The sequence below is a fragment of the Luteibacter sp. UNC138MFCol5.1 genome (genome assembly GCF_900110505.1).
Classification (GTDB): Bacteria; Pseudomonadota; Gammaproteobacteria; order Xanthomonadales; family Rhodanobacteraceae; genus Luteibacter.
Map to the genome: position 1 here is coordinate 513,547 of NZ_FODZ01000001.1, position 18,241 is coordinate 531,787.

15 protein-coding genes and 1 tRNA gene are annotated in these 18,241 nt (G+C 65.9%); 3 read left to right on the forward strand and 13 right to left on the reverse strand.

The window, feature by feature from the left end; all coding sequences use genetic code 11:
* Positions 1–28: 28 nt before the first annotated feature.
* Entirely contained in the window at positions 29–853 is an 825-nt protein-coding gene (locus tag BMY69_RS02170; protein WP_090175186.1) for an oxidoreductase, read from the reverse strand.
* On the reverse strand, positions 850–1,749 hold the full coding sequence (locus BMY69_RS02175; protein WP_090175187.1) for an NAD(P)-dependent oxidoreductase: 900 nt from the start codon (positions 1,747–1,749) through the stop codon (positions 850–852). Before BMY69_RS02175 ends, BMY69_RS02170 begins: the two co-directional genes overlap by 4 nt.
* A gap of 217 nt (positions 1,750–1,966) precedes the next feature.
* On the opposite strand from BMY69_RS02175, the gene BMY69_RS02180 reads away from it, so the two are divergent.
* Positions 1,967–2,206 (forward strand): hypothetical protein, encoded by a 240-nt coding sequence (locus tag BMY69_RS02180; protein ID WP_090175188.1) that lies wholly within the window; start codon positions 1,967–1,969, stop codon positions 2,204–2,206.
* A 132-nt stretch (positions 2,207–2,338) separates the two neighbouring features.
* Here BMY69_RS02180 and BMY69_RS02185 read toward each other — a convergent pair whose 3' ends face one another.
* From BMY69_RS02185 to dtd, 5 genes are all read right to left on the reverse strand, one after another.
* Positions 2,339–5,341: an RNA-directed DNA polymerase gene (locus BMY69_RS02185; RefSeq protein WP_143070367.1), complete on the reverse strand. Its 3,003-nt coding sequence runs from the start codon at positions 5,339–5,341 to the stop codon at positions 2,339–2,341.
* A 230-nt stretch (positions 5,342–5,571) separates the two neighbouring features.
* Positions 5,572–5,647 (reverse strand) — tRNA-Ile (locus tag BMY69_RS02190).
* Positions 5,648–5,930: 283 nt separating this feature from the next.
* Positions 5,931–6,416: a hypothetical protein gene (locus BMY69_RS02195; RefSeq protein ID WP_090175190.1), complete on the reverse strand. Its 486-nt coding sequence runs from the start codon at positions 6,414–6,416 to the stop codon at positions 5,931–5,933.
* A gap of 245 nt (positions 6,417–6,661) precedes the next feature.
* Positions 6,662–8,521: an RNA polymerase sigma factor RpoD gene (rpoD, locus tag BMY69_RS02200; RefSeq protein ID WP_090058727.1), complete on the reverse strand. Its 1,860-nt coding sequence runs from the start codon at positions 8,519–8,521 to the stop codon at positions 6,662–6,664.
* 183 nt (positions 8,522–8,704) lie between these two features.
* Entirely contained in the window at positions 8,705–9,145 is a 441-nt protein-coding gene (gene dtd / locus BMY69_RS02205; protein WP_090058723.1) for a D-aminoacyl-tRNA deacylase, read from the reverse strand.
* Positions 9,146–9,210: 65 nt separating this feature from the next.
* Between dtd and BMY69_RS02210 the strand changes: the two genes are divergently transcribed.
* Positions 9,211–10,116: an LpxL/LpxP family acyltransferase gene (locus BMY69_RS02210; RefSeq protein ID WP_090059070.1), complete on the forward strand. Its 906-nt coding sequence runs from the start codon at positions 9,211–9,213 to the stop codon at positions 10,114–10,116.
* Here the strand turns inward: BMY69_RS02210 and BMY69_RS02215 are convergent.
* The 4 genes from BMY69_RS02215 to BMY69_RS02230 form a co-directional block, all read right to left on the reverse strand.
* Positions 10,091–10,414 carry a tetratricopeptide repeat protein gene (locus BMY69_RS02215; RefSeq protein ID WP_090058722.1) on the reverse strand — a complete coding sequence of 108 codons (324 nt, stop codon included), beginning with the start codon at positions 10,412–10,414 and terminating at the stop codon, positions 10,091–10,093. The genes BMY69_RS02210 and BMY69_RS02215 overlap by 26 nt on opposite strands.
* Positions 10,411–12,351, reverse strand: a complete 1,941-nt coding sequence (locus tag BMY69_RS02220) for an ArnT family glycosyltransferase (RefSeq protein WP_090175191.1) — start codon at positions 12,349–12,351, stop codon at positions 10,411–10,413. Before BMY69_RS02220 ends, BMY69_RS02215 begins: the two co-directional genes overlap by 4 nt.
* A 94-nt stretch (positions 12,352–12,445) precedes the next feature.
* A complete protein-coding gene (locus tag BMY69_RS02225; protein WP_090175192.1) occupies positions 12,446–13,453 on the reverse strand; it encodes a glycosyltransferase in 1,008 nt (335 codons plus the stop codon).
* A 4-nt stretch (positions 13,454–13,457) separates the two neighbouring features.
* Positions 13,458–14,708 carry an O-antigen ligase family protein gene (locus tag BMY69_RS02230; protein ID WP_177191050.1) on the reverse strand — a complete coding sequence of 417 codons (1,251 nt, stop codon included), beginning with the start codon at positions 14,706–14,708 and terminating at the stop codon, positions 13,458–13,460.
* Positions 14,709–14,881: 173 nt separating this feature from the next.
* Here BMY69_RS02230 and BMY69_RS02235 point away from each other — a divergent pair, with 173 nt between their 5' ends.
* Positions 14,882–16,018 carry a glycosyltransferase gene (locus BMY69_RS02235; RefSeq protein WP_090175194.1) on the forward strand — a complete coding sequence of 379 codons (1,137 nt, stop codon included), beginning with the start codon at positions 14,882–14,884 and terminating at the stop codon, positions 16,016–16,018.
* On the opposite strand, the gene rsmB is transcribed toward BMY69_RS02235, so the two are convergent.
* Positions 15,979–17,298 carry a 16S rRNA (cytosine(967)-C(5))-methyltransferase RsmB gene (rsmB, locus tag BMY69_RS02240; RefSeq protein WP_255364433.1) on the reverse strand — a complete coding sequence of 440 codons (1,320 nt, stop codon included), beginning with the start codon at positions 17,296–17,298 and terminating at the stop codon, positions 15,979–15,981. The two genes, BMY69_RS02235 and rsmB, sit on opposite strands and share 40 nt — an antisense overlap.
* Positions 17,295–18,239 carry a methionyl-tRNA formyltransferase gene (fmt, locus tag BMY69_RS02245; RefSeq protein ID WP_090175195.1) on the reverse strand — a complete coding sequence of 315 codons (945 nt, stop codon included), beginning with the start codon at positions 18,237–18,239 and terminating at the stop codon, positions 17,295–17,297. Before fmt ends, rsmB begins: the two co-directional genes overlap by 4 nt.
* Positions 18,240–18,241: the final 2 nt, after the last annotated feature.

Below are 18,241 nucleotides of genomic sequence, written 5' to 3' on the forward strand. Positions count from 1 at the left end.
GACTCCATCGCGGGGCGAGCGCCCGTGCTCATGGGTTATCGAAATCGGTGTCGATCGACACGTCGCGCCATGCGTCGACGTCGTGGCGCAACGAGGCCAGCTTTCGCTCGACGATCGCGTGAGCCACGGGGCCGAGCGGAAGATGCAGCGGCGGCTCGTCGTCATCGATGGCCTGCAGGATCACGGCCACGGCCTTATCGGGATCGCCCGCCTGCTTGCCGTCGTTCGTTTCGCGATACCGGCGCCGCGAACTTGCCGCGTATTCAGGCATCTCGTTCGCCGCCATCGTGATCGAGCGACCCAGGAACTCCGTACGGAACGGGCCGGGTTCGGCGAGGATCACCCGCACGCCGAACGGTGCGAGCTCACCCGACAGCGCTTCGGACAGACCTTCGACGGCGAACTTGCTGGCGTTGTAATAGCCACCGCCGCCACTGCCGGCGACGCCCGCGCCCGAGGACATGTTGACGATCGTGCCGCCGTTGCGTCGCAGGGTCGGCAGCACGGCGCGTGTCGTTTCGATCAGGCCGAAGACGTTCACCTCGAACAGCGGGCGATATTCCTCCGGCGTGCCCTCTTCGATCGCGCCGAACAGACCATAGCCGGCGTTGTTGACGAGAACGTCGATCGTGCCGAATGTCTCGAGAGCCGTCGCGACCGCGGCATCGATCGATTCCACGCGGGTCACGTCGAGGGGCAGGGCGAGCATGCGCCCCTCGAAGGGCACGGCCATGTCGCGGATCGCGTCGACGTTGCGGGCGGTCGCGACCACCCGATCGCCACGCGCCGCGGCGGCGAGCGCGAGTCGCTGGCCGAAGCCACTCGAGCAGCCGGTGATGAGCCAGGTCTTCATGCGTGTCCCTCCACGCTGCGGCCGGACGACGACGTCGACCCGTCGCCGGCTTGGTCGACCTCGGCCATGATCGACCAGTCCTTCTCGCCGAGGCCGGCCGACACGACGCGCGTCAGCCGCTCGCGAACGACGTCGAGCATCGGCAGGGGGCGACCGGATTCCTCGCCCAGCGCGCTGGCGAGGCGCATGTCCTTGAGCGCGAGCTTCGCCTTGAAGCCGGGCTCGAAGTTGCGCTCGGTCATCTGCGCGCTATAGCTCTCATAAGCTCGGCCGGCGAACAGCGTGCCGAGGATGAGCTCGAAGAAATCGGCGCGATCGAGGCCGACGCTCTCGGTGAGCGCGACGCCTTCCACCATCGCCTCGATCGCCATCGCGATCATCATGTTCGCCGCGAGTTTGGCGGCGTTGGCCCGCACCGGGTCGTCGCCCAGCTTCCACACCTTCTTGCTGAGCGGCGCGAGCACGGGCTCGATGGCGGCGATCGTGGCGGGCTTGCCAGCGGCGAGGATGTTGAGCTGCCCGTTCGCCGCGACATTCGGTCGGCCAAGCACCGGCGCCGACACGTAGCCGAGGCCCGCGGCCTCATGAAGCCCAGCCAGTTCCCGTGCGAACGCGACCGAGATCGTCGAGGTGACGACGTGGATCAACCCAGGACGCGCATCGCGAAGCAGGCCGGCATCCAGCACGACCTCGCGGATGACCGCGTCATCCGACAACATCGTGAAGACCACCTCCGCGCGGAACGCGTCCTGCGGACTGTCGAGAAGCGTCACCCCGGGCACCGCGTCGGGATCGACGCGACTGCGATTCCACGCATGCACCTCATGGCCTGCCTTCACCAGGTTGCGGGCCATGGCGGAGCCCATGCTCCCAAGACCGATGAATCCGATCTGCATATCTATCTCCGTAGCCTGTTGAACCAGTGCGCGAGCGGAGCGAAAAGCCGATGGCTTCCAACGCGTCGCGCCGATGGATTCAAGCTACCAAGAACAATATTGATCGGGGACTGACAGGGATGAACAATGGGTGTTCAAATATGTTCGGCGGGGCCGAACAGGCTGGTACCGGCCTGTGCCCGGCTCGATCCCAATCGAATATCTTCCGGAGTGCCCAATGAAGTATTGCGACGGACAAGTCAGCCAGCTAGGCGACATCGTTTCCTTGGGAGGAAAGCTGGGTACGGTAGTTTGCGATATCGACGGCGGTCAATACGGGAGTGCTGCCGAATATTCGTCCGATCAGTGGGCCTACCTCGGGGCAGGCGTCATGATCGAGTTCGGGAGTTTTGGTCTTATCCATTACACGGAGCCCGAGCACGATTTAGTGCTCGTGCGCCGCGTAGAGGATGAGTGACTTGACCAGCATCGGACGCTAGTTCGATCTGTCACTGAAAGCGGGAGCGTCGGCTCGGCAATCCGATGACATCAAATGTTCGCGCCGCTCCCTTGGGCCGAGTGGCCCTCTCGTACGTTGCGAGGCCGTACCCTAAACCTCGAGCTCTCTATCAATTGACATCTCAAATCCGATGGGAAGCGGTTTGTAGAGATCGTCTTTCGATATTGTTGCTGCCCTATGGAAGGATCTGAGGGCCGCGACGTTGAGAGAGGCAACCACAAAGTAGTCCTCATCCCCCCCCTTCACGCGAACGACATCTCGCTCGAAGTCGCGACGAAAAGGGGCTCTAACCCGGCTGTCGCCGTACCTGCGATTATTGACCTGCACAACGTACGCATGAACATCTAGCGCTGCGGACTCAACAAGTGCTGAGAAAGACGTCGTATCGGGGTTCCATTCAAGTGCAAACACACTATCCACGAAGCCCTGTGCGTGTCGACGATTGTCTATATTGGTGAGGTCGCTACACAGCAAGACACTGAAGAAGTGCGACCCGTGCCGAAATATTGGCCTGCATTCTTCAATGCATGGAGGCTTGTAGAAGACGCGTCCAGCGTTCTCAACAGCTTCCGCCTCGTGATGGGCGGGAATCATCTTTGGCTGAGCATACAAGACATGTGATCCATATCCCGGCCAGCGGCTGGCCAACGAGATCAATGCGTCGTTTCGAACGGCGCCAGTTCGCTTCCAGTTCTCTAGTCCGCAGAGAACCGAGATCCCGAGCTTAGCAAGCTTAATGGACACCGGAATTGCCCAGCGGCGGGGCAAGCTGGCCTCGGGAAATACAATGTAATCCACAGGCTCATCACATCGAAGAATGTCATTGATGAGTCGATGAATTCGTTTGTAACGTCTAACACCAAGATCTGGAGATTTAAGGAGCGCGCGATTCCATTGCTCGTCGCTTGAGAGGAAGCTGGTTAGCGCAACCTTATAGGTTGGCTTCGACCTATATGGTATGGAGAGACTGTTTACGTGTGGGCGAAGTTCGTTTCTCGACATCCGTGGAGCACGGTCAATCCGGATTCGCGCGCCCCGAAGCGAGAAAATTGCGTCTTCTAGCTGCACCGGACTTTCAAGAAGAGCCGGTGCTGAGAAAATAATCTCTGCAACAGATAACGGCCGCGTCGGAAATGCTATCGCAGGCCAATACGGTCTCTTGAGCCCGCTTGTTACGCGTTTGCGAAATCTAGTGATTCCAGCCAGGCGGAGCGCGCGCAGTACGTTCTTGTCTTTCGACACCGGAGGCTGGCGTCCCGAATCACGATTATCCTCGAACCAAAAGTCCTTATAGGAACGTCTTCCGAAATCACATCGAAGAACGCGCTCGGAAAGGTCCTTTACTGTATTCTTAGCCTGCGGCACGCCGCGAACGTCGTAAGTCCTCTTGATCTTACGAAGAACACCAAGAAACTCTGGCGAGAACTTGAATCCGCCAACAGTTGACGACTGGATTGCCGTTCTGTAGAAGCCTTCGCCGTAAAACTTTAGGCAGCTTCTAAAGGCCTTTGCCTGATCTGTCCCGGCAGTCGAGGTAGATTTAATTAGCGTTGCGACCCTTTCAAAGGCGTCAAGAAACTGGCTCGCGAACTCGTGGTCGCCGCAAGCGACCATCAGCCCGAAGACACGATCCAAGTACGCGTGATAATTAAAGAATCCCCTTGGTGTTAGGACGTGGCGAAGCACGAGACCGTAGAAGGCACTTCGCTGACTAAGCCAAGCCCTCGGCTTTAGATCGCGTGCATGAGCTTCGATGTCCCGAAGAAGAAGAGCAAAGCCTAGCCTCCGAACTGACACAACGTCAGCTTTTCGAAGTGCATCAGCCTCTAACGTCGCATCAGGAGTGGCAAGCAAGGCCTTCGAAATCATCTCACTGTCGTCCTCAGGGAGGTCCGGAAGGAGTCGATGCTCGCTTGACTTCTGCTTGATCTGATCCTCGATTTGGTCGATCAGATCCAGGCCCTGTCGCCCGGATAGCACGAAGATTTTCTGTTTGTCACCGGAAAACTCGATAAGTGAGTCCTCGGCATATGGCGGTGCGAAGAGCAGCGTCGGTGGACTGCGGTCTCCACTGATTACCTTCAACGATTTCGGGGAGAGCTCAGCGATCCACTTGAGGAAGTCTCGCCCGGAGCTAATTCCAGCATCTCGTGAACACACAAGGAAAAGGTCGTCGACGTATCGGCCGTAGTAGATTGGCTTGAGTTTTTTCTGGATAAGCCGGTCAAATTCAACCAATACAAGGTTTGAGATGATCTTCGACGCAGACAGGCCCACTGGAAGGCCGCCTTCTGGACGCACCTTGGCGTCGGGAGTCCTTCGGTACCAATTCTGGATGCTTTCGATGAAATCTTGAGTAAATAATCTCTGATCTTCGCTTAGATGGACGCCGCACACTTCCATAAACTCGGGCGCTAGAAGAAACGTAGGGGACACGTTGTGATAGAAGCGCCGAATATCCATTGTCACGGAGATAATCGGGAGGTCCCGAACGAGGGCTGTGCGCATTGCTTGAAGACCACGCTTTCGCCAGGCGCTGTACGCGCCGAAGTATGGAACAAATAAGCCTGCACACTCTTCGTTGACTACGCCCGCGCTGTGTTTCGATGACCCTGCACGACGCAACCTGTTACCGTAGGTGCATTTAGGATCGAGCTTCGCGTCGTAGCCTTCACCGGCCTTGATGATCCATAGAGCAGAAACGATTTGATACTCGATCGAGGCCCGAATAACTAGTCGGAAGTCGGCGCGGGCGCGTTCTCGCGACGATTCTTGATAACGATGACTCCAATCATCGGTAACATCAGAGATCGAGAAATGCATAGACCCCGACTTCCAAGAGTCAGGCTCAGTGATTGATTTGGGGACGTAAGCGTACCCACCGATGAACCTGGTGTCGTCCACCCAGTCGCCCCGCTCAAGGCGGCTTTGCAGCGCCTTGAGGTTTACACCAAGGTTGCGCTCATAGGCGTCAAACTTCAGTGGGTCGCAATGCATTCCCTCGTAGAACGCTTCAGCCTTCGCTTTTCGGTAGGCGCGGTAGATGTCCGCGAGCGTTATGAATTCTGCTGAGTAGCGCGGTCTGCTGGCCAATGCTATCCCCTATAGCCTTACTGCCAGCATAGTAAGGGTTTGCGCAACGTGGGTCACGCACCCGGAACGGGCTCCTCACGATGTCTTCGGATTATTTTTCGCCCATTAAGGCAGGTCGCCGTGCCATGACATGAAAAGATCGTCGCGTTTCAAAAAATCAAAAATGGCCGGCTGGGCCGATCTATGCTTTTCAGAACACTTTTTTTCTGGCGAGATAGCCCGGAGTGCGTTGGTGGGCCCACCAGGATTCGAACCTGGAACCAAGGGATTATGAGTCCCCTGCTCTAACCGTTGAGCTATAGGCCCGCGTGCGGCGGTGAAGTGTAGCGAATGGGGGCGGCGGTGTCTGTCGGCGGGGTTGGGGCTGGTTGATGCCGAGGTGGGGGCGTTTGGCGCCGGTGGCCGCAAATGCGCACGGAAGTTTTGGGACTGTCGGTGCGGTGATCATCAGTGCGTGGGCGTCCGTCCTCGTTCTGTGGGAGGCTTTCGCGAGCACCCTTCGCGCGCGAGCGCGCTTCCCACGACAGCGCGCATCCCACAGGAGCGTGCTTACCACGAGCGCGCTCGCCCCGGGGGAGGGCACCTATGGTCAGCTGCCGGTCGCGTAATGCAGGCAGGCGAGGGCGATGCCGATCGGCAGGCCGATGATGAGAATGACCATGCCGAGGCAACCTTTCGAGCCCCGGGGTGAGCCTCGGTACACGGGCGGCGGGCGCGTGTTTGCCTCGGCAGCGTCGCGGCGGGGTGCCTCGTCGGTGCGCCTCGTCGCGGTGCCGCGCGATGGGGGTGCGTCGTCAGGGTGCGGCGCCGCTTGCGAGGGTCGCGGCCCGGAGGGTGATCGGGGCGCCTCATGCGCCGGTCGCGTGGCTAGCCAGGCACGGTGACATGTCGCGCAGAAGTACCTGTCCTTGCCGGCCTGCCATGCGCGAATGGTGCGGTTGTCGTGGCGCGTCGTCTTGCGGCAGCGGCCGCAGCTGAAGAACGCGTTTTCCGGACGGCGCTGGCGGCTCAGGACCGCTTTCACGAAGAGCACGAGGATCGTGCCGGCGATGAGCAGGACGACGTTCTTGTCCATGAGATTTCCCCTTGGTGGGCGTTGGGACGCCTGGGGGCATTAGAGCTTGGGTGTGGGGGTTTGCGCCACTGTCTGGAGTCGCTGGCTGCCGGTTTGGGGGCGAGCACAGCGCGAGAACCCGGGTGCATCGACGTGGATACCGGCGTGGGCCGGTATGACGGTGAAGGGCCTGGGCTGGTCCGCGCGGAGCCAAAAAAAAACGCCCGCTTGCGCGGGCGTTTTCGTTGCCTTGCCTTTCGTCGGTATCAGTCGATATCGAGGAACGAGCGCAGGGTTTCCGAGCGGCTCGGGTGGCGCAGCTTGCGCAGGGCCTTGGCTTCGATCTGGCGGATGCGCTCGCGGGTGACGTCGAACTGCTTGCCGACTTCTTCCAGCGTGTGATCCGTATTCATGTCGATGCCGAAGCGCATGCGCAGCACCTTGGCTTCACGCGGGGTGAGGCCGGCGAGCACGTCGCGCACGGTTTCCATGAGGCCCGTCTCGGTCGCCGACTCGATGGGCGAGCTGGCGTTGGTGTCTTCGATGAAGTCGCCAAGATGCGAATCTTCGTCGTCGCCGATCGGGGTTTCCATGGAGATCGGTTCCTTCGCGATCTTCAGGACCTTGCGGATCTTGTCTTCCGGCATCTCCATTTCCTTCGCCAGTTCTTCCGGCGTCGGCTCGCGGCCGAACTGCTGGAGCATCTGGCGGGAGATGCGGTTGAGCTTGTTGATCGTTTCGATCATGTGCACCGGGATACGGATGGTGCGGGCCTGATCGGCGATCGAGCGGGTGATGGCCTGGCGGATCCACCACGTCGCGTACGTCGAGAACTTGTAGCCGCGGCGGTATTCGAACTTGTCGACCGCCTTCATCAGGCCGATGTTGCCTTCCTGGATGAGGTCGAGGAACTGCAGTCCGCGGTTGGTGTACTTCTTCGCGATGGAGATGACGAGACGCAGGTTGGCCTCGACCATTTCCTTCTTCGCGCGACGGGCCTTCGCCTCGCCGACGGACATGGCGCGGTTGATTTCCTTGATGTCGGTCAGCGGCAGGTACAGCGTGCGCTCGATCTGCGCCAGCTTCTCCTGTTCACCGTCGATCTGCTCGCGGAAGTTCTTGATGTTCGGCGACCACTTCTGGCGCTTGCGCGACAGTTCGGCGGCCCACTCGAGGTTGCCTTCGTTCGACGGGAAGCTCTTGAGGAACTCGGCGCGCGGCATCTTCACGTGCTTGACGAAGATGTCCATGAGCACGCGCTCGTGGTGACGGATGTCGTTCACCACTTCGCGCAGCTTGCGCACGAAGCTGTCGATCAGCGCCGACGGGAGCTTCAGGTTGAGGAAGGCTTCCGACATCTGCTCGCGGATCTTCGCGACCTTCTTGTCGTTGATCTCCGCCTTCGGCGCGGCCTTCTGGAACTTCTGGTGAAGGGCGCGCAGTTCTTCCATGCGGCGCTTCACTTCTTCCGGATCGGGACCGGTCGGGCCTGCCTCTTCTTCCTCACCGGCGCCTTCGACTTCGTCGTCGTCGGTCTCGGCGTCGCTGTCGTCGGCCACGGCGTTATCGGCCTCGGCCTGGGCGGCGTCCGCGGCTTCTTCCAGGTCGGCGAAGCCGGCCAGGATTTCGGACAGGCGGCGCTTGCCCTCGACGTGCTGGTCGTATTCCTCGAGCAGCAGCTGGATGGTGAGCGGGAAGCTGGCGAGCGCGGTCTGCACCTGGCTCAGGCCTTCCTCGATGCGCTTGGCGATGGCGATCTCGCCTTCGCGGGTCAGCAGCTCGACGGTGCCCATCTCGCGCATGTACATGCGGACGGGGTCGGTGGTGCGGCCCACCTCGGCGTCGACGGCCGACAGGAGCGCCACGGCTTCTTCGGCCGCGGACTCGTCGTCGTTGCTGGTACCCGGCGCGGCGCCGTCGGAGATCGTGTCGGTGTCGGGGGCGGAATCGTGGACCTCGATGCCGACGCCCTTGAGCACCGCCATGATGTCTTCGATCTGCTCCGGATCGACGATGTCGTCGGGCAGGTGGTCGTTGATCTCGGCATACGTCAGGTAGCCCTGCTCCAGACCCTTGGAGATGAGCTGTTTGATTTCAGACTGTTGCTCGTGAGCTTTATTAGTCATGCCGACCGCCGCGGGTTACAGGAACCGATCAGTATAGTCATTTGATGATTTTTTGACCAGTTTTCAAGTGGATCGGCCTCGTCGGGCCAACGCAAGAATCGCGCCAGACGGTGCGTCCCGCCGGGCTTCCGGGCGTGGCGACGAGGGGGAGGATCGGGGCGGAATGCCCCGCGCAGTGACGCCTCAGCGCACCTCCAGGCGGAAGGTGACCGGGCCGTCGTTGATCAGATGTACCTTCATATGGGCACCGAACCGGCCGGTTTCCACCCCCGGCCGGGCTTCGCGCGCCAGGGCCACGAGACGGTCGAACCAGCGTCGGCCTTCCTCGGGCGGCGCGGCCGTGGTGAAGCTGGGCCGCATGCCCTTGCGGGTGTCCGCGGCGAGGGTGAACTGGCTGACGAGCAGCAGGCCGCCGCCGGTATCGGCCAGCGAGAGATTCATCTTCTCTTCGGCATCGGAGAACACGCGATAGCCGAGCAGGCGCTCGAGCATGCGGCGGCACTGGGCCTCGCCGTCGCCGGGTTCCACGGCGACGAGCGCGAGCAGTCCGGCGCCGATGGCACCCACCGTTTCACCCTCGACGTCGACGCGTGCGGATTCGACCCGCTGGATCAGAGCAATCATGGAAGACTTAGCGGCGGATGGCGGCCAAGCTTAATGGCGAACGCGGCCGCGTTACACTCCGGCGGATGCGCCCGGATATCTATCTTCTCTATCTCCTGCTCAGGCTGGTCAGCCTGTTCCCCCTTCGCACGGTCCATCGCGTCGGCGCCTGGATCGGCCGCCGCTCCCTGCGCTCAAACTCGCGCAGCGCGCGCTTCAGTGCCGTGAACCTGCGGCTGACCCGCCCGGAGCTGTCCGAGGCGGAGCGCCATGACCTTCTCGTCCGCACGATGGAGGAGTCCGGCAAGTCGGTGACCGAGGTCGCCGCGATCTGGGGCGGCGGCGCCGAGAAGTCGCTCGGGCTGGTTCGCGAGGTGGTGGGCGGCGAGCTCTTCGATCAGGCGCTGGCCTCGGGCAAGGGCGTGATCATCGCCGCGCCGCACCTGGGCTGCTGGGAGCTCCTGAACTACTGGCTGTGCAGCAGGACGCCCATGGCGATCCTCTACCGTCCGCCCCGCATCCAGGCGATCGAAGCCCTGCTGCGCAAGGTACGCGGCAAGCTGGCGCCGGAGCAGGTGCGCGCGGAGGGCGCGGGGGTGCGCACGCTGTTCAAGCGCCTGGGCGCCGGCGGCACCGTGGGCATCCTGCCCGACCAGAAGCCTCGTGAAGGCGAAGGCGAGTTCGCGCCGTTCTTCGGCGTGGATGCCCTGACGATGGTGCTGCTGCCGCGCCTGGCGGCGCGTACCGGCGCCATCGTGCTCTTCAGCTTCGCGGAGCGCCTGCCGGACGGCCAGGGCTTCCGCATCCACGTGCTGCCGGCACCGGAGGGCATCGACAGCGCCGACCTGCACGTGGCCTGCACCGCGCTCAACCGCGGCGTCGAGGCCTGCGTGACGCGCGCGTTCCCGCAGTACCAGTGGCACTACAAGCGCTACACGGCGCACGACCGGCCGGATCCCTACAAGGTCAGCGCGGCCGCGAAAGCCGGTTGAGGAAGACGGTCATTTCCTTCGCGGCCTGCATGTCGCCGCGGCCGTTGGCGGTCTCGATGCCCGAGGTCCACGCGGCGGCCGCGCCGGCCTCGTCGTCCATGGCGAGCAGGCTCTTGCCCAGCAGTTTCCAGGCCGCCGAATAGGCCGGATCGAAGTCCAGCGCGTCGCGGAACGACTGCGCGGCCTCGGCGTACGCGCCCTCGCCGAGCAGCGCGTTGCCGAGCGAGAAACGCAGCAATGCCCCGTCGCGGACGCCACCGATCTGCTCGCGCAGGCGTTCGACGAGGGAGGCGGTCATCGGGCCGCCGTCCGCGTGCGCCAGTAATCCTGCGGGTAGAGCAGGGTGGGCTGCTTCGGCTCCGGCGGCACGCGACCATCCAGCAGCGCGTCGAGCGTCGCGGCGTCCCAGATCATCAGCCAGCCGGTGCGCGAAGGCTGGATCAGGCGCGCGTAGCGGAACGCGTTGGCGGGCGGATGCTTCGCGTACGACACGATGACGCCGTCCGGATGGTGGCGCGCGAAGTCGTTGAGGCTGTCGCCATCGCGCACTTCGTCGTCATCGTCGTCCGCCTGCGCGGGCATGCCCGGCACCACGTTGATGCGCGCGATCGGATGCATCAGACGGCCGGCGAAGTGGTACTGGCCGTTGTACGAGACACCGAGGTTGCCGATCGGGCGGCCCGCCGCATCGGCCTGCGCGAGGAAGAGCGAGGCGGGCGCCAGGTCGTAGCGGTACCAGAGGCCGAGGGTGAAAAGCGCATTGAGGGCCACGGTGCCGATCAGGCCGGCGAAGGCGAGGCGGCGCATCTCCCCGCGCCCGCGCAGCAGCAACAGCGCGCCGAGCACGATGAAGATCACGCCGAAGAAGCGGGCGTACGGCGCCATGCCGGTCAGCCAGATGTTGTCCGGGAAGCGCGTCGGCACGATCCAGGGCATCACGAAGAGCGCGATCGCCAGGAGGAACGCGCCGAGCGACAGCGGCCACGTGCCCAGCGCGTAGTGCGAGGCGAGGCCCTTGTGGCGTTCGCGCAGGTCGGCGACCGAGGCGGCGACGAGCATGGTCGCGCCGGCCAGTTCCGGCATCACGTAGTACAGCTGCTTGCCCGTGATCAGGGAGAACGTGAGCAGGGTGGGCAGGAGCCACGCGACGAGGAAGCGCAGGCCGGGTTCGAGCGGCTGGCGCAGCAGCGCCACGAAGAGCGGCACCGCGAACAGGACGACGAGCACCTTGTCGACCCAGCCCGGGAACGGCGCGCCGGCGGCCGACGCCAGCAGCAGGACGAGCGCGATGACGGCGACGATCAGCGCGGGCCGGGTGATGGCATGCCAGGGCCGGCGGAACAGCGCGGTGGGGACGGCGACGATGCCGCGCAGCCAGCCGCTGAGCGGGAACAGCAGCACCGGCAGGAACACGAGGTAGTACCACGCCGGGCGGGCGTGATTCTGCAGGTCGCGCGCATGGGTCTCGACCACGCGGCCCGCGGTCTGCGTGAAGAACAGGCGCTGGCGATAGGCCTCGCCGCCGGCTTCGCCGGCAGGGATCGCCCAGGCGAGCAGGATCGCGAAACCGACCAGGAGACCGAGGACGCCGAAGCCGTACCAGCGCGCCTTGTTCTGCCGCGCCCAGTCGTTCCACAGCGGGCCGAGCAGCAGCGGAAACAGCACGTGCACCGCCATCACCGGGCCCTTGGTGAGCAGTCCCGCGCCGACCATCAGGCCGAACAGCCACCAGCGCGGCGACGCGCGCGTGGCGGTCGGCGTGAGGCAGAGCAGCGCGGCCAGCACCCAGACGCCGAGGAGCACCTCGTACATGATCTGCAGGCCGAACAGGAACGAGTAGGCGAGCGCCATGAACAGCCATGGCGTCGCCTTCGCGACCCAGGGCCGGGCCGGGAACAAACGGCTGGCGAGCGCCGACGCGAGGATGAGCTGCGCCGCGCCCACGATCACCTCGAGCACGCGCGGCCAGACGTCGCTGACGCCGAACACCGCCCAGCCCGCATGGATCATCCAGAAGAGCAGCGGCACCTTCTCGCTGTACGGCTCGCCGTTGATGTGCGGCACGAGCCAGTGGCCATGCGCCCACATTTCCCAGGCGACGGCGAGCGTCCGCGTCGAGAACATCGGCATGGGGCCGTGGGCGAAGATGGCGAGCAGCGCCATCGCGCACCACAGCGGAAGCCATGGCCACAGGGCGCGAAGGTGCTCCGATCGGGTATAGGCGCTGTTGGACAAGGGCGTCGTCACCGTAAGAGGATCATGAATTCTAAACGCAGGACGGTCGTCCTGGCTGACCGGAGTGGTACAGCTCCCCTCGTCGCGGCCATGTCTAGGGTGTCCGGCGCAGCAGTTCGTCGAGGGCGCGGCCGAGACGCTCGGGGAATCCGGCCTGGTTGGCCCCGTACCACGCGCGCGCCGCCTGCCCCAATGTCTCGACCTCGGCGTCGGGCATGCGCACGATCCGTTCGACGCACGCTTCCAGCGCCTCGTCGTCGAAATGCCACAGCGTCGCGGCGTTCATCGTGCCGTTTTCGTGCGCTGCCACCCGGATGCCCCGGTCGTCGGTGACCAGCTCGTTCATCGGCGCGCCGTCCGTCGCCAGCACCACGGCGCCGCAGCTCATCGCCTCGACGATGTAATGCCCCCAGCCCTCGGCCTCGGAAAGACAGAGGTGGAAGCGGTGCGTGTTCTGCAGCCGCCGGATGTCTTCGATGTCCGGGACGAACGTCACCCGGTGATCCAGGTTCGGTGCCGCGGGCGGGCGGTCGGTCGCGGCCACCGACGGCGACTGGTACACGTGCAGCGTCGGCCATTCCGGATGCCGGCGCCAGACGTCGAGCAGCCGCTCGGTTCCCTTCATACGGCTACCGCCGGCCAGGTGCAGGAAGTCGCGGTCGCGCACGATGCCCTCGCGACGGCAGTCGTCGCTGATGAAGCCGATCTTCACCGTCCGCAGGCCCTGCGCGCCGAAGGTGGCCATCGCGCTGTCGGTCTTGCACAGGATCGCGTCGAAGCGGTCGAGGTGGCGACGATCGCGGCGACTGAGCCATTCCGGATTCGGCACGAAGGCGTTGCGTCGCGACATGGCCAGGTAGCCGGGATGGACGTGCTCGATCGTCAGTCCGAGATCGAAGCGCCGCGGGCCCCGGCCGGTCATCCAGCGGAACGCCATGGCGATCCGTGCGCCGTACGCGCGCCACGGCAGACCGTGGGTGCGCCGAGGCGCCTGGGTGACGACGACGTCGTGGCCGAGGTCGCGCAGCGCCTGCTCGAACAGCCGGATGTCGTGGGCGAGGCCACGGCCGTTGTTCCATGCGATCAGGTTGATCCAGGCCATGGGCTCAGACCCGCTCCGTCGCCGGTGGACGGAGCGCCAGCATGCGCGCGACGTAGACCGCGAAGCCCAGGGTGAGGAAGAAATAGAGCGAATGCGGCATGGGCCGGTAGAAGACGTTGTCGGTCAGGCCGCAAAGCGCGTACATGCACGCGGTGCTGAGGCCCGCGCAGGCGGGCATGGCGATGGCGTCGTCGCGGTCGAAGGCGTGCCGGCCGAAGAAGCCGATGGCGCCGCCGAAGAGCGTGATCAGGAGAAGCAGCCCGGGGATGCCACCGGTCACGGCCCACTCGAGGTATTCGCTATGAGGGTGGTCGTAGCGCTCGACGGTGGCGCTGACCTCGCCTTCGGCGATGCGCGCCCGCGCGTAGCCGCCGAACTGGTTGATGCCGACGCCGGTCAGCGGATGCGTCTCGATCGCCATGGTGGCCGTTCGCCACATCTCCAGGCGTTCGCGCACGGCCCCCTGGGTCTCCTGCTCGCCGTACGTCGCGACCTCGTGCTTCACGGCCTCGAGGCGATCGAGCATCTGCCCTTGCAGGGCCATCACGCCGGCGAGCAACGCGCCGACGACGAGGACGAGCAGGCCCTGCCGCCAGCGGCCGCTGCGGCGCGACTGGATCAGCACGACGATCGCGAACACCGGCAGGAAGGCGAGCAGCGGGCCGCGGCTCTGCGTGAGCACGGCGCCGTACATTCCCAGCAGCGCCAGCAGGGCGTGGACGACGCGCTCCCAGCGCGGCAGGCCGGCACGCAGGGCCTGCGCGATGGCGATCAGCGAGAGGACCAGCATGAACATGCCGAACTCGATGGCGCCCCACAGACCGTTGTTGACCCCGTAAACGCGATCGATGCCCTCGACGTAGTGCTGTTCGAGGCAGATCACGCCCAGGATGCCGGCGGAGATGCTGATGCCGAGCCGGAGGATGTCGGTACGCAGCGGCGCGGCGAAACACGCCGCGACGACGAGGAACGCGAGCAGGTGCGACATGACGTCGAACTCACGCCATGGAATGGCGTGGGTGGCGGTGTTGACGAGCCAGAAGACGAACGCGGCCGCCGCGGGAACCGTGACCCACGCGGCGCGGCGCCAGGCCCGGCGCGCTTCCGCATCGCGCGCCAGCATCCACAGCCCCAGCAGGAGCAGGGCGGCGGCGGGCACCGATTTGGCCTTGAGGGGCAGGGCGAACGTCAGGGGAGTGACCGCGATCAGCAGCGATACGATCCACATGCGCCACGGGTTGTTTTTGTCGAGCACTCGGCACCTGGCTAAACGTCGGGACGGCACGGCGGCCGCATCCCATGACGACCGGTGTCGTCGGGGGAGCATGCGAGGGCATGGTACTTTACCGGACGGCCGATGCCGCCCTCGAGCCCCGGTGCGGGCGGGCGGGAATTCAGCTTCGACGTTCCCCCGACCGGCTCCGCGAGATGAAGCTCCTCTTCACCAATTTCCACGATGGCGACGGCGGCGGGCACACCACCTATATCGTCGGGCTCGCGCGCGGCCTCGCCGGCCGGCACGACGTCCACGTGGCCGCGCCCGCCAGCAGCCGGCTGAACCGGGAGGCGCGCGAGATCCCGGGGGTGACGGTGGTCGACCAGCCGTTTCCGAACGGCCTGCGCCGGCTCGCGGCCCGGCGCGAGGCGCGCCGTCGGCTGGCGGCGTACCTCCGGCGGGAACGTTTCGACGTGGTGCACGTCAACGGCTCGGCGGACCATCGCCTGGCGATGTCCGCCAGGCGCGGCATGCGCCCCCGGCCGCCCATCGTCCTGACCAAGCACAACTCCAAGCCGATGACGGGCATCGGCCATCGCTGGCGCTCGCGCTTCGGCACGGACCAGGTCATCGCCGTATGCGAGTTCGTGCGCCGCCAGGTGCTGGCGTCGCCGTATTCCCGGTGCCGCGTGGCGACGGTGTTCAACGGCGTCGACATCCATCGCTTCGCGCCGCGTCCGCCCGATCCGGCGGAACGCGACGCGTGGCTGGCGCCGCCGTCCGACGTGCCGCCCCTGCTGATCGGCAGCAACGCGGGCACCGCGCGCTACAAGGGCTGGATGGATCTCGTCGAGGCGCTCGCCTCGCTGGCGCCCGACGAACGCGATCGTTTCCGCGTGGTGCTCGCCGGTGGCATGCCCGGCAGCGACGACCTGGCGAAGGTCGAGGCATTGGGTGTCGCGGGGCAGGTCCGCTTCACGGGCCGCCTGACCGATGTGCGGCCCATGGTCGCCGCGCTGGACGCGGGCTTCGTGCTGTCGTGGGATGTCGAGACGATCTCGTTCGCCTGCCGCGAGATGATGGCGATGGGCAAGCCGGTGCTGGTCAGCGACTACGCGGGTCTGCCGGAGAACATCCGCCCGGGCAAGGATGGCTGGGTGGTGCGGGCGCGCGACCGCGCGGCGATCGCGACCGCGTTGCGTGCGTTGCTCGCGGCGCGCGGCACGCTTGCCGCCATGGGCGACGCCGCGCGTCGGCACGCGGAAGCGGAGTTCGGCATGGAGCGCTTCGTGGACGCCACCGAAGCGGTCTACGCGGCGCTCGTCGCCGACTTTTCCAGCAAGGCGTAATACATCCCGTCGAGGTCGCCGTCGCCGGGCAGGATCTGCCAGCCGATGGCGGCCGGCTGTCCGACCGGCAGGCTGAAGGGAACGACCTTCGCGTCGTCGCGTCCGGCGACGAACGTGCCGACGACACCTTCGTTCTCCCGCCGCAGCAGCGAGCACGTGACGTAGAGGAGTCGCCCGCCGGGAGCGAGCGTGTCCCAGCAGGCCGCGAGGATGCGGCCCTGCTGCGCGACGAGCGCGTCGATGTCTCCGGCACGCCGGTGCAGGCGGACGTCCGGCCGCCGGCGGATGACGCCGGTGGCCGAGCAGGGCGCGTCGATCATCACGCGTTCGAACGGGCGGCCGTCCCACCACGCCGAGGTATCGCCGGCATCGGCCACGACCACGCGGGCATCGAGGCCGAGGCGTTCGAGGTTCTGGCGGATGCGCGGCGCGCGCCGCGCCTCGGACTCCACGGCGAGCAGGGCGACGTCGGCGCGCTCGAGGGCGTGGCAGGCCTTGCCGCCTGGCGCCGCGCACGCGTCGAGCACGTGCTGCCCGTCGGCGAGGTCGAGCAGGTCCGCGGGCACCTGCGCCGCGCCGTCCTGCACCGCGAACAGGCCTTCCGCGAAGCCGGGCAGCCGCGTCACGTCCGTGCTGTGCGGCAGGACGAGGGCGTCGACCAGCCACGCATGCGGTTCGACCGTCTGGCCCGCGCCGCGCAGGGCATCGGCGACCGCGTCGCGCGTCGCCCTTCGCCGGTTCACCCGCAGCATGAGCGGGGGCTCGATGTTCGCCGCGGCGAGCACGGCGTCGGCGCGGTCGGGCCAGTCGGCCGCGATCGCGTCGGCAAGCCATGCCGGATGCGCGTGCCGTGTGGCCGGCGTCGCGTCGAGCGCCGCGAGGTGGGTGTCGCGTTCGCGCTGCCAGCGGCGAAGCACGGCGTTGGCGAGTCCCGCGAGGCGCGGGCGACGCAGCTCTCGCACGGCTTCGACGGTGGCGGCCACCGACGCGTAGGCCGGTAGTTCGAGCACCTCGAGCTGCACGAGCGCGGTCACCAGCAACGCGTGGATCACCGGTTCGTTACGGCGGATGGGCTTGTCGAGAAGGCGGTCCAGCGCGGCGTCGAACCGCGGCCACCAGCGTGCGCCCTCGTTGAGCAGGGCGGTGAGCAGGGCGCGGTCGCGGGAGTCCGGCAGGCGCGGCAGGGCGCGATCGGCGACCTCGCGCAGCGAATGCCCGGACAGCGCGATGTCCGCCAGCGCTTCGGCGGCCAGGGCGCGTACCGAGATCGCGCGACTCACGACGCGGCCTGCTTCAGCTCCGGGCGTGCGTTGAGGTAATCGGCGATGCCGATGCGCCGTCCGCCGGCGCGCTGCACGGCCAGCAGGCGCAGCGCCCCTTCGGCGCACGCGACATCGATGCCCTCGCGGGAGGCGGCGACGATGCGGCCCGGCTCGGCACCCGCGACGCCTTCAACGGCGCGCGCGGCCCAGATGCGCAGGCGCTCGCCACCGACGTCGGCCTCGGCGACGGGCCAGGGATCGAACGCGCGGACCTTGCGCTCCAGCGCGATGGCCGCTTCGCCGAAGTCGAGCTTCGCTTCCGCCTTGTCGAGCTTGTGCGCGTACATCACGCCGTCCTCGGACTGCGCACGGGCGGCGAGCGTCTCGCCGGCGAGCGTGCGGCGCAGGCCTTCGGCGAGCGCATCGGCGCCGAGCGCCGAAAGGCGGTCGTGCAGGCTGCCACCCGTCTCGTCCGCCGCGATCGGGGTGCGGCGCTCGATGAGCACCGGGCCGGTATCGAGGCCGGCTTCCATCTGCATCAGGTCGACACCGGATTCGCTGTCGCCGGCCAGGATCGCGCGCTGGATCGGCGCGGCGCCACGCCAGCGCGGCAGCAGCGAGGCATGCACGTTCCAGCAGCCGAGCGCCGGAATCGCCAGCACCTTGCGCGGAAGAATGAGGCCGTAGGCGACGACGACCATCAGGTCGGGTGCGTAGGCGGCGAGCCGCTCGCGGTCGCTTTCGGCTTTGAACGATTCGGGCTGCTCGACGGGGGTGCCTGCGGCCAGCGCGGCTTCCTTCACCGGGCTCGCGGCCAGCTTGCGGCCGCGGCCCGCGGGGCGGTCGGGCTGCGTGTAGACGGCGACCACCTCGGCGCCGGAGGCGCGGCAGGCGGCGAGACAGGGCACGGCGAAATCAGGGGTGCCGGCGAACACCACGCGCAAGGGACGGACCGCCATGG

Excerpts from the sequence above, each read along its gene's own strand:
- BMY69_RS02170 (WP_090175186.1), bottom strand. The coding sequence starts at position 853 with ATGAAGACCTGGCTCATCACCGGCTGCTCGAGTGGCTTCGGCCAGCGA.
- BMY69_RS02175 (WP_090175187.1), bottom strand. The coding sequence starts at position 1,749 with ATGCAGATCGGATTCATCGGTCTTGGGAGCATGGGCTCCGCCATGGCC.
- BMY69_RS02180 (WP_090175188.1), top strand. The coding sequence starts at position 1,967 with ATGAAGTATTGCGACGGACAAGTCAGCCAGCTAGGCGACATCGTTTCC.
- BMY69_RS02195 (WP_090175190.1), bottom strand. The coding sequence starts at position 6,416 with ATGGACAAGAACGTCGTCCTGCTCATCGCCGGCACGATCCTCGTGCTC.
- rpoD (WP_090058727.1), bottom strand. The coding sequence starts at position 8,521 with ATGACTAATAAAGCTCACGAGCAACAGTCTGAAATCAAACAGCTCATC.
- dtd (WP_090058723.1), bottom strand. The coding sequence starts at position 9,145 with ATGATTGCTCTGATCCAGCGGGTCGAATCCGCACGCGTCGACGTCGAG.
- BMY69_RS02210 (WP_090059070.1), top strand. The coding sequence starts at position 9,211 with ATGCGCCCGGATATCTATCTTCTCTATCTCCTGCTCAGGCTGGTCAGC.
- BMY69_RS02215 (WP_090058722.1), bottom strand. The coding sequence starts at position 10,414 with ATGACCGCCTCCCTCGTCGAACGCCTGCGCGAGCAGATCGGTGGCGTC.
- BMY69_RS02225 (WP_090175192.1), bottom strand. The coding sequence starts at position 13,453 with ATGGCCTGGATCAACCTGATCGCATGGAACAACGGCCGTGGCCTCGCC.
- BMY69_RS02235 (WP_090175194.1), top strand. The coding sequence starts at position 14,882 with ATGAAGCTCCTCTTCACCAATTTCCACGATGGCGACGGCGGCGGGCAC.
- fmt (WP_090175195.1), bottom strand. The coding sequence starts at position 18,239 with ATGGCGGTCCGTCCCTTGCGCGTGGTGTTCGCCGGCACCCCTGATTTC.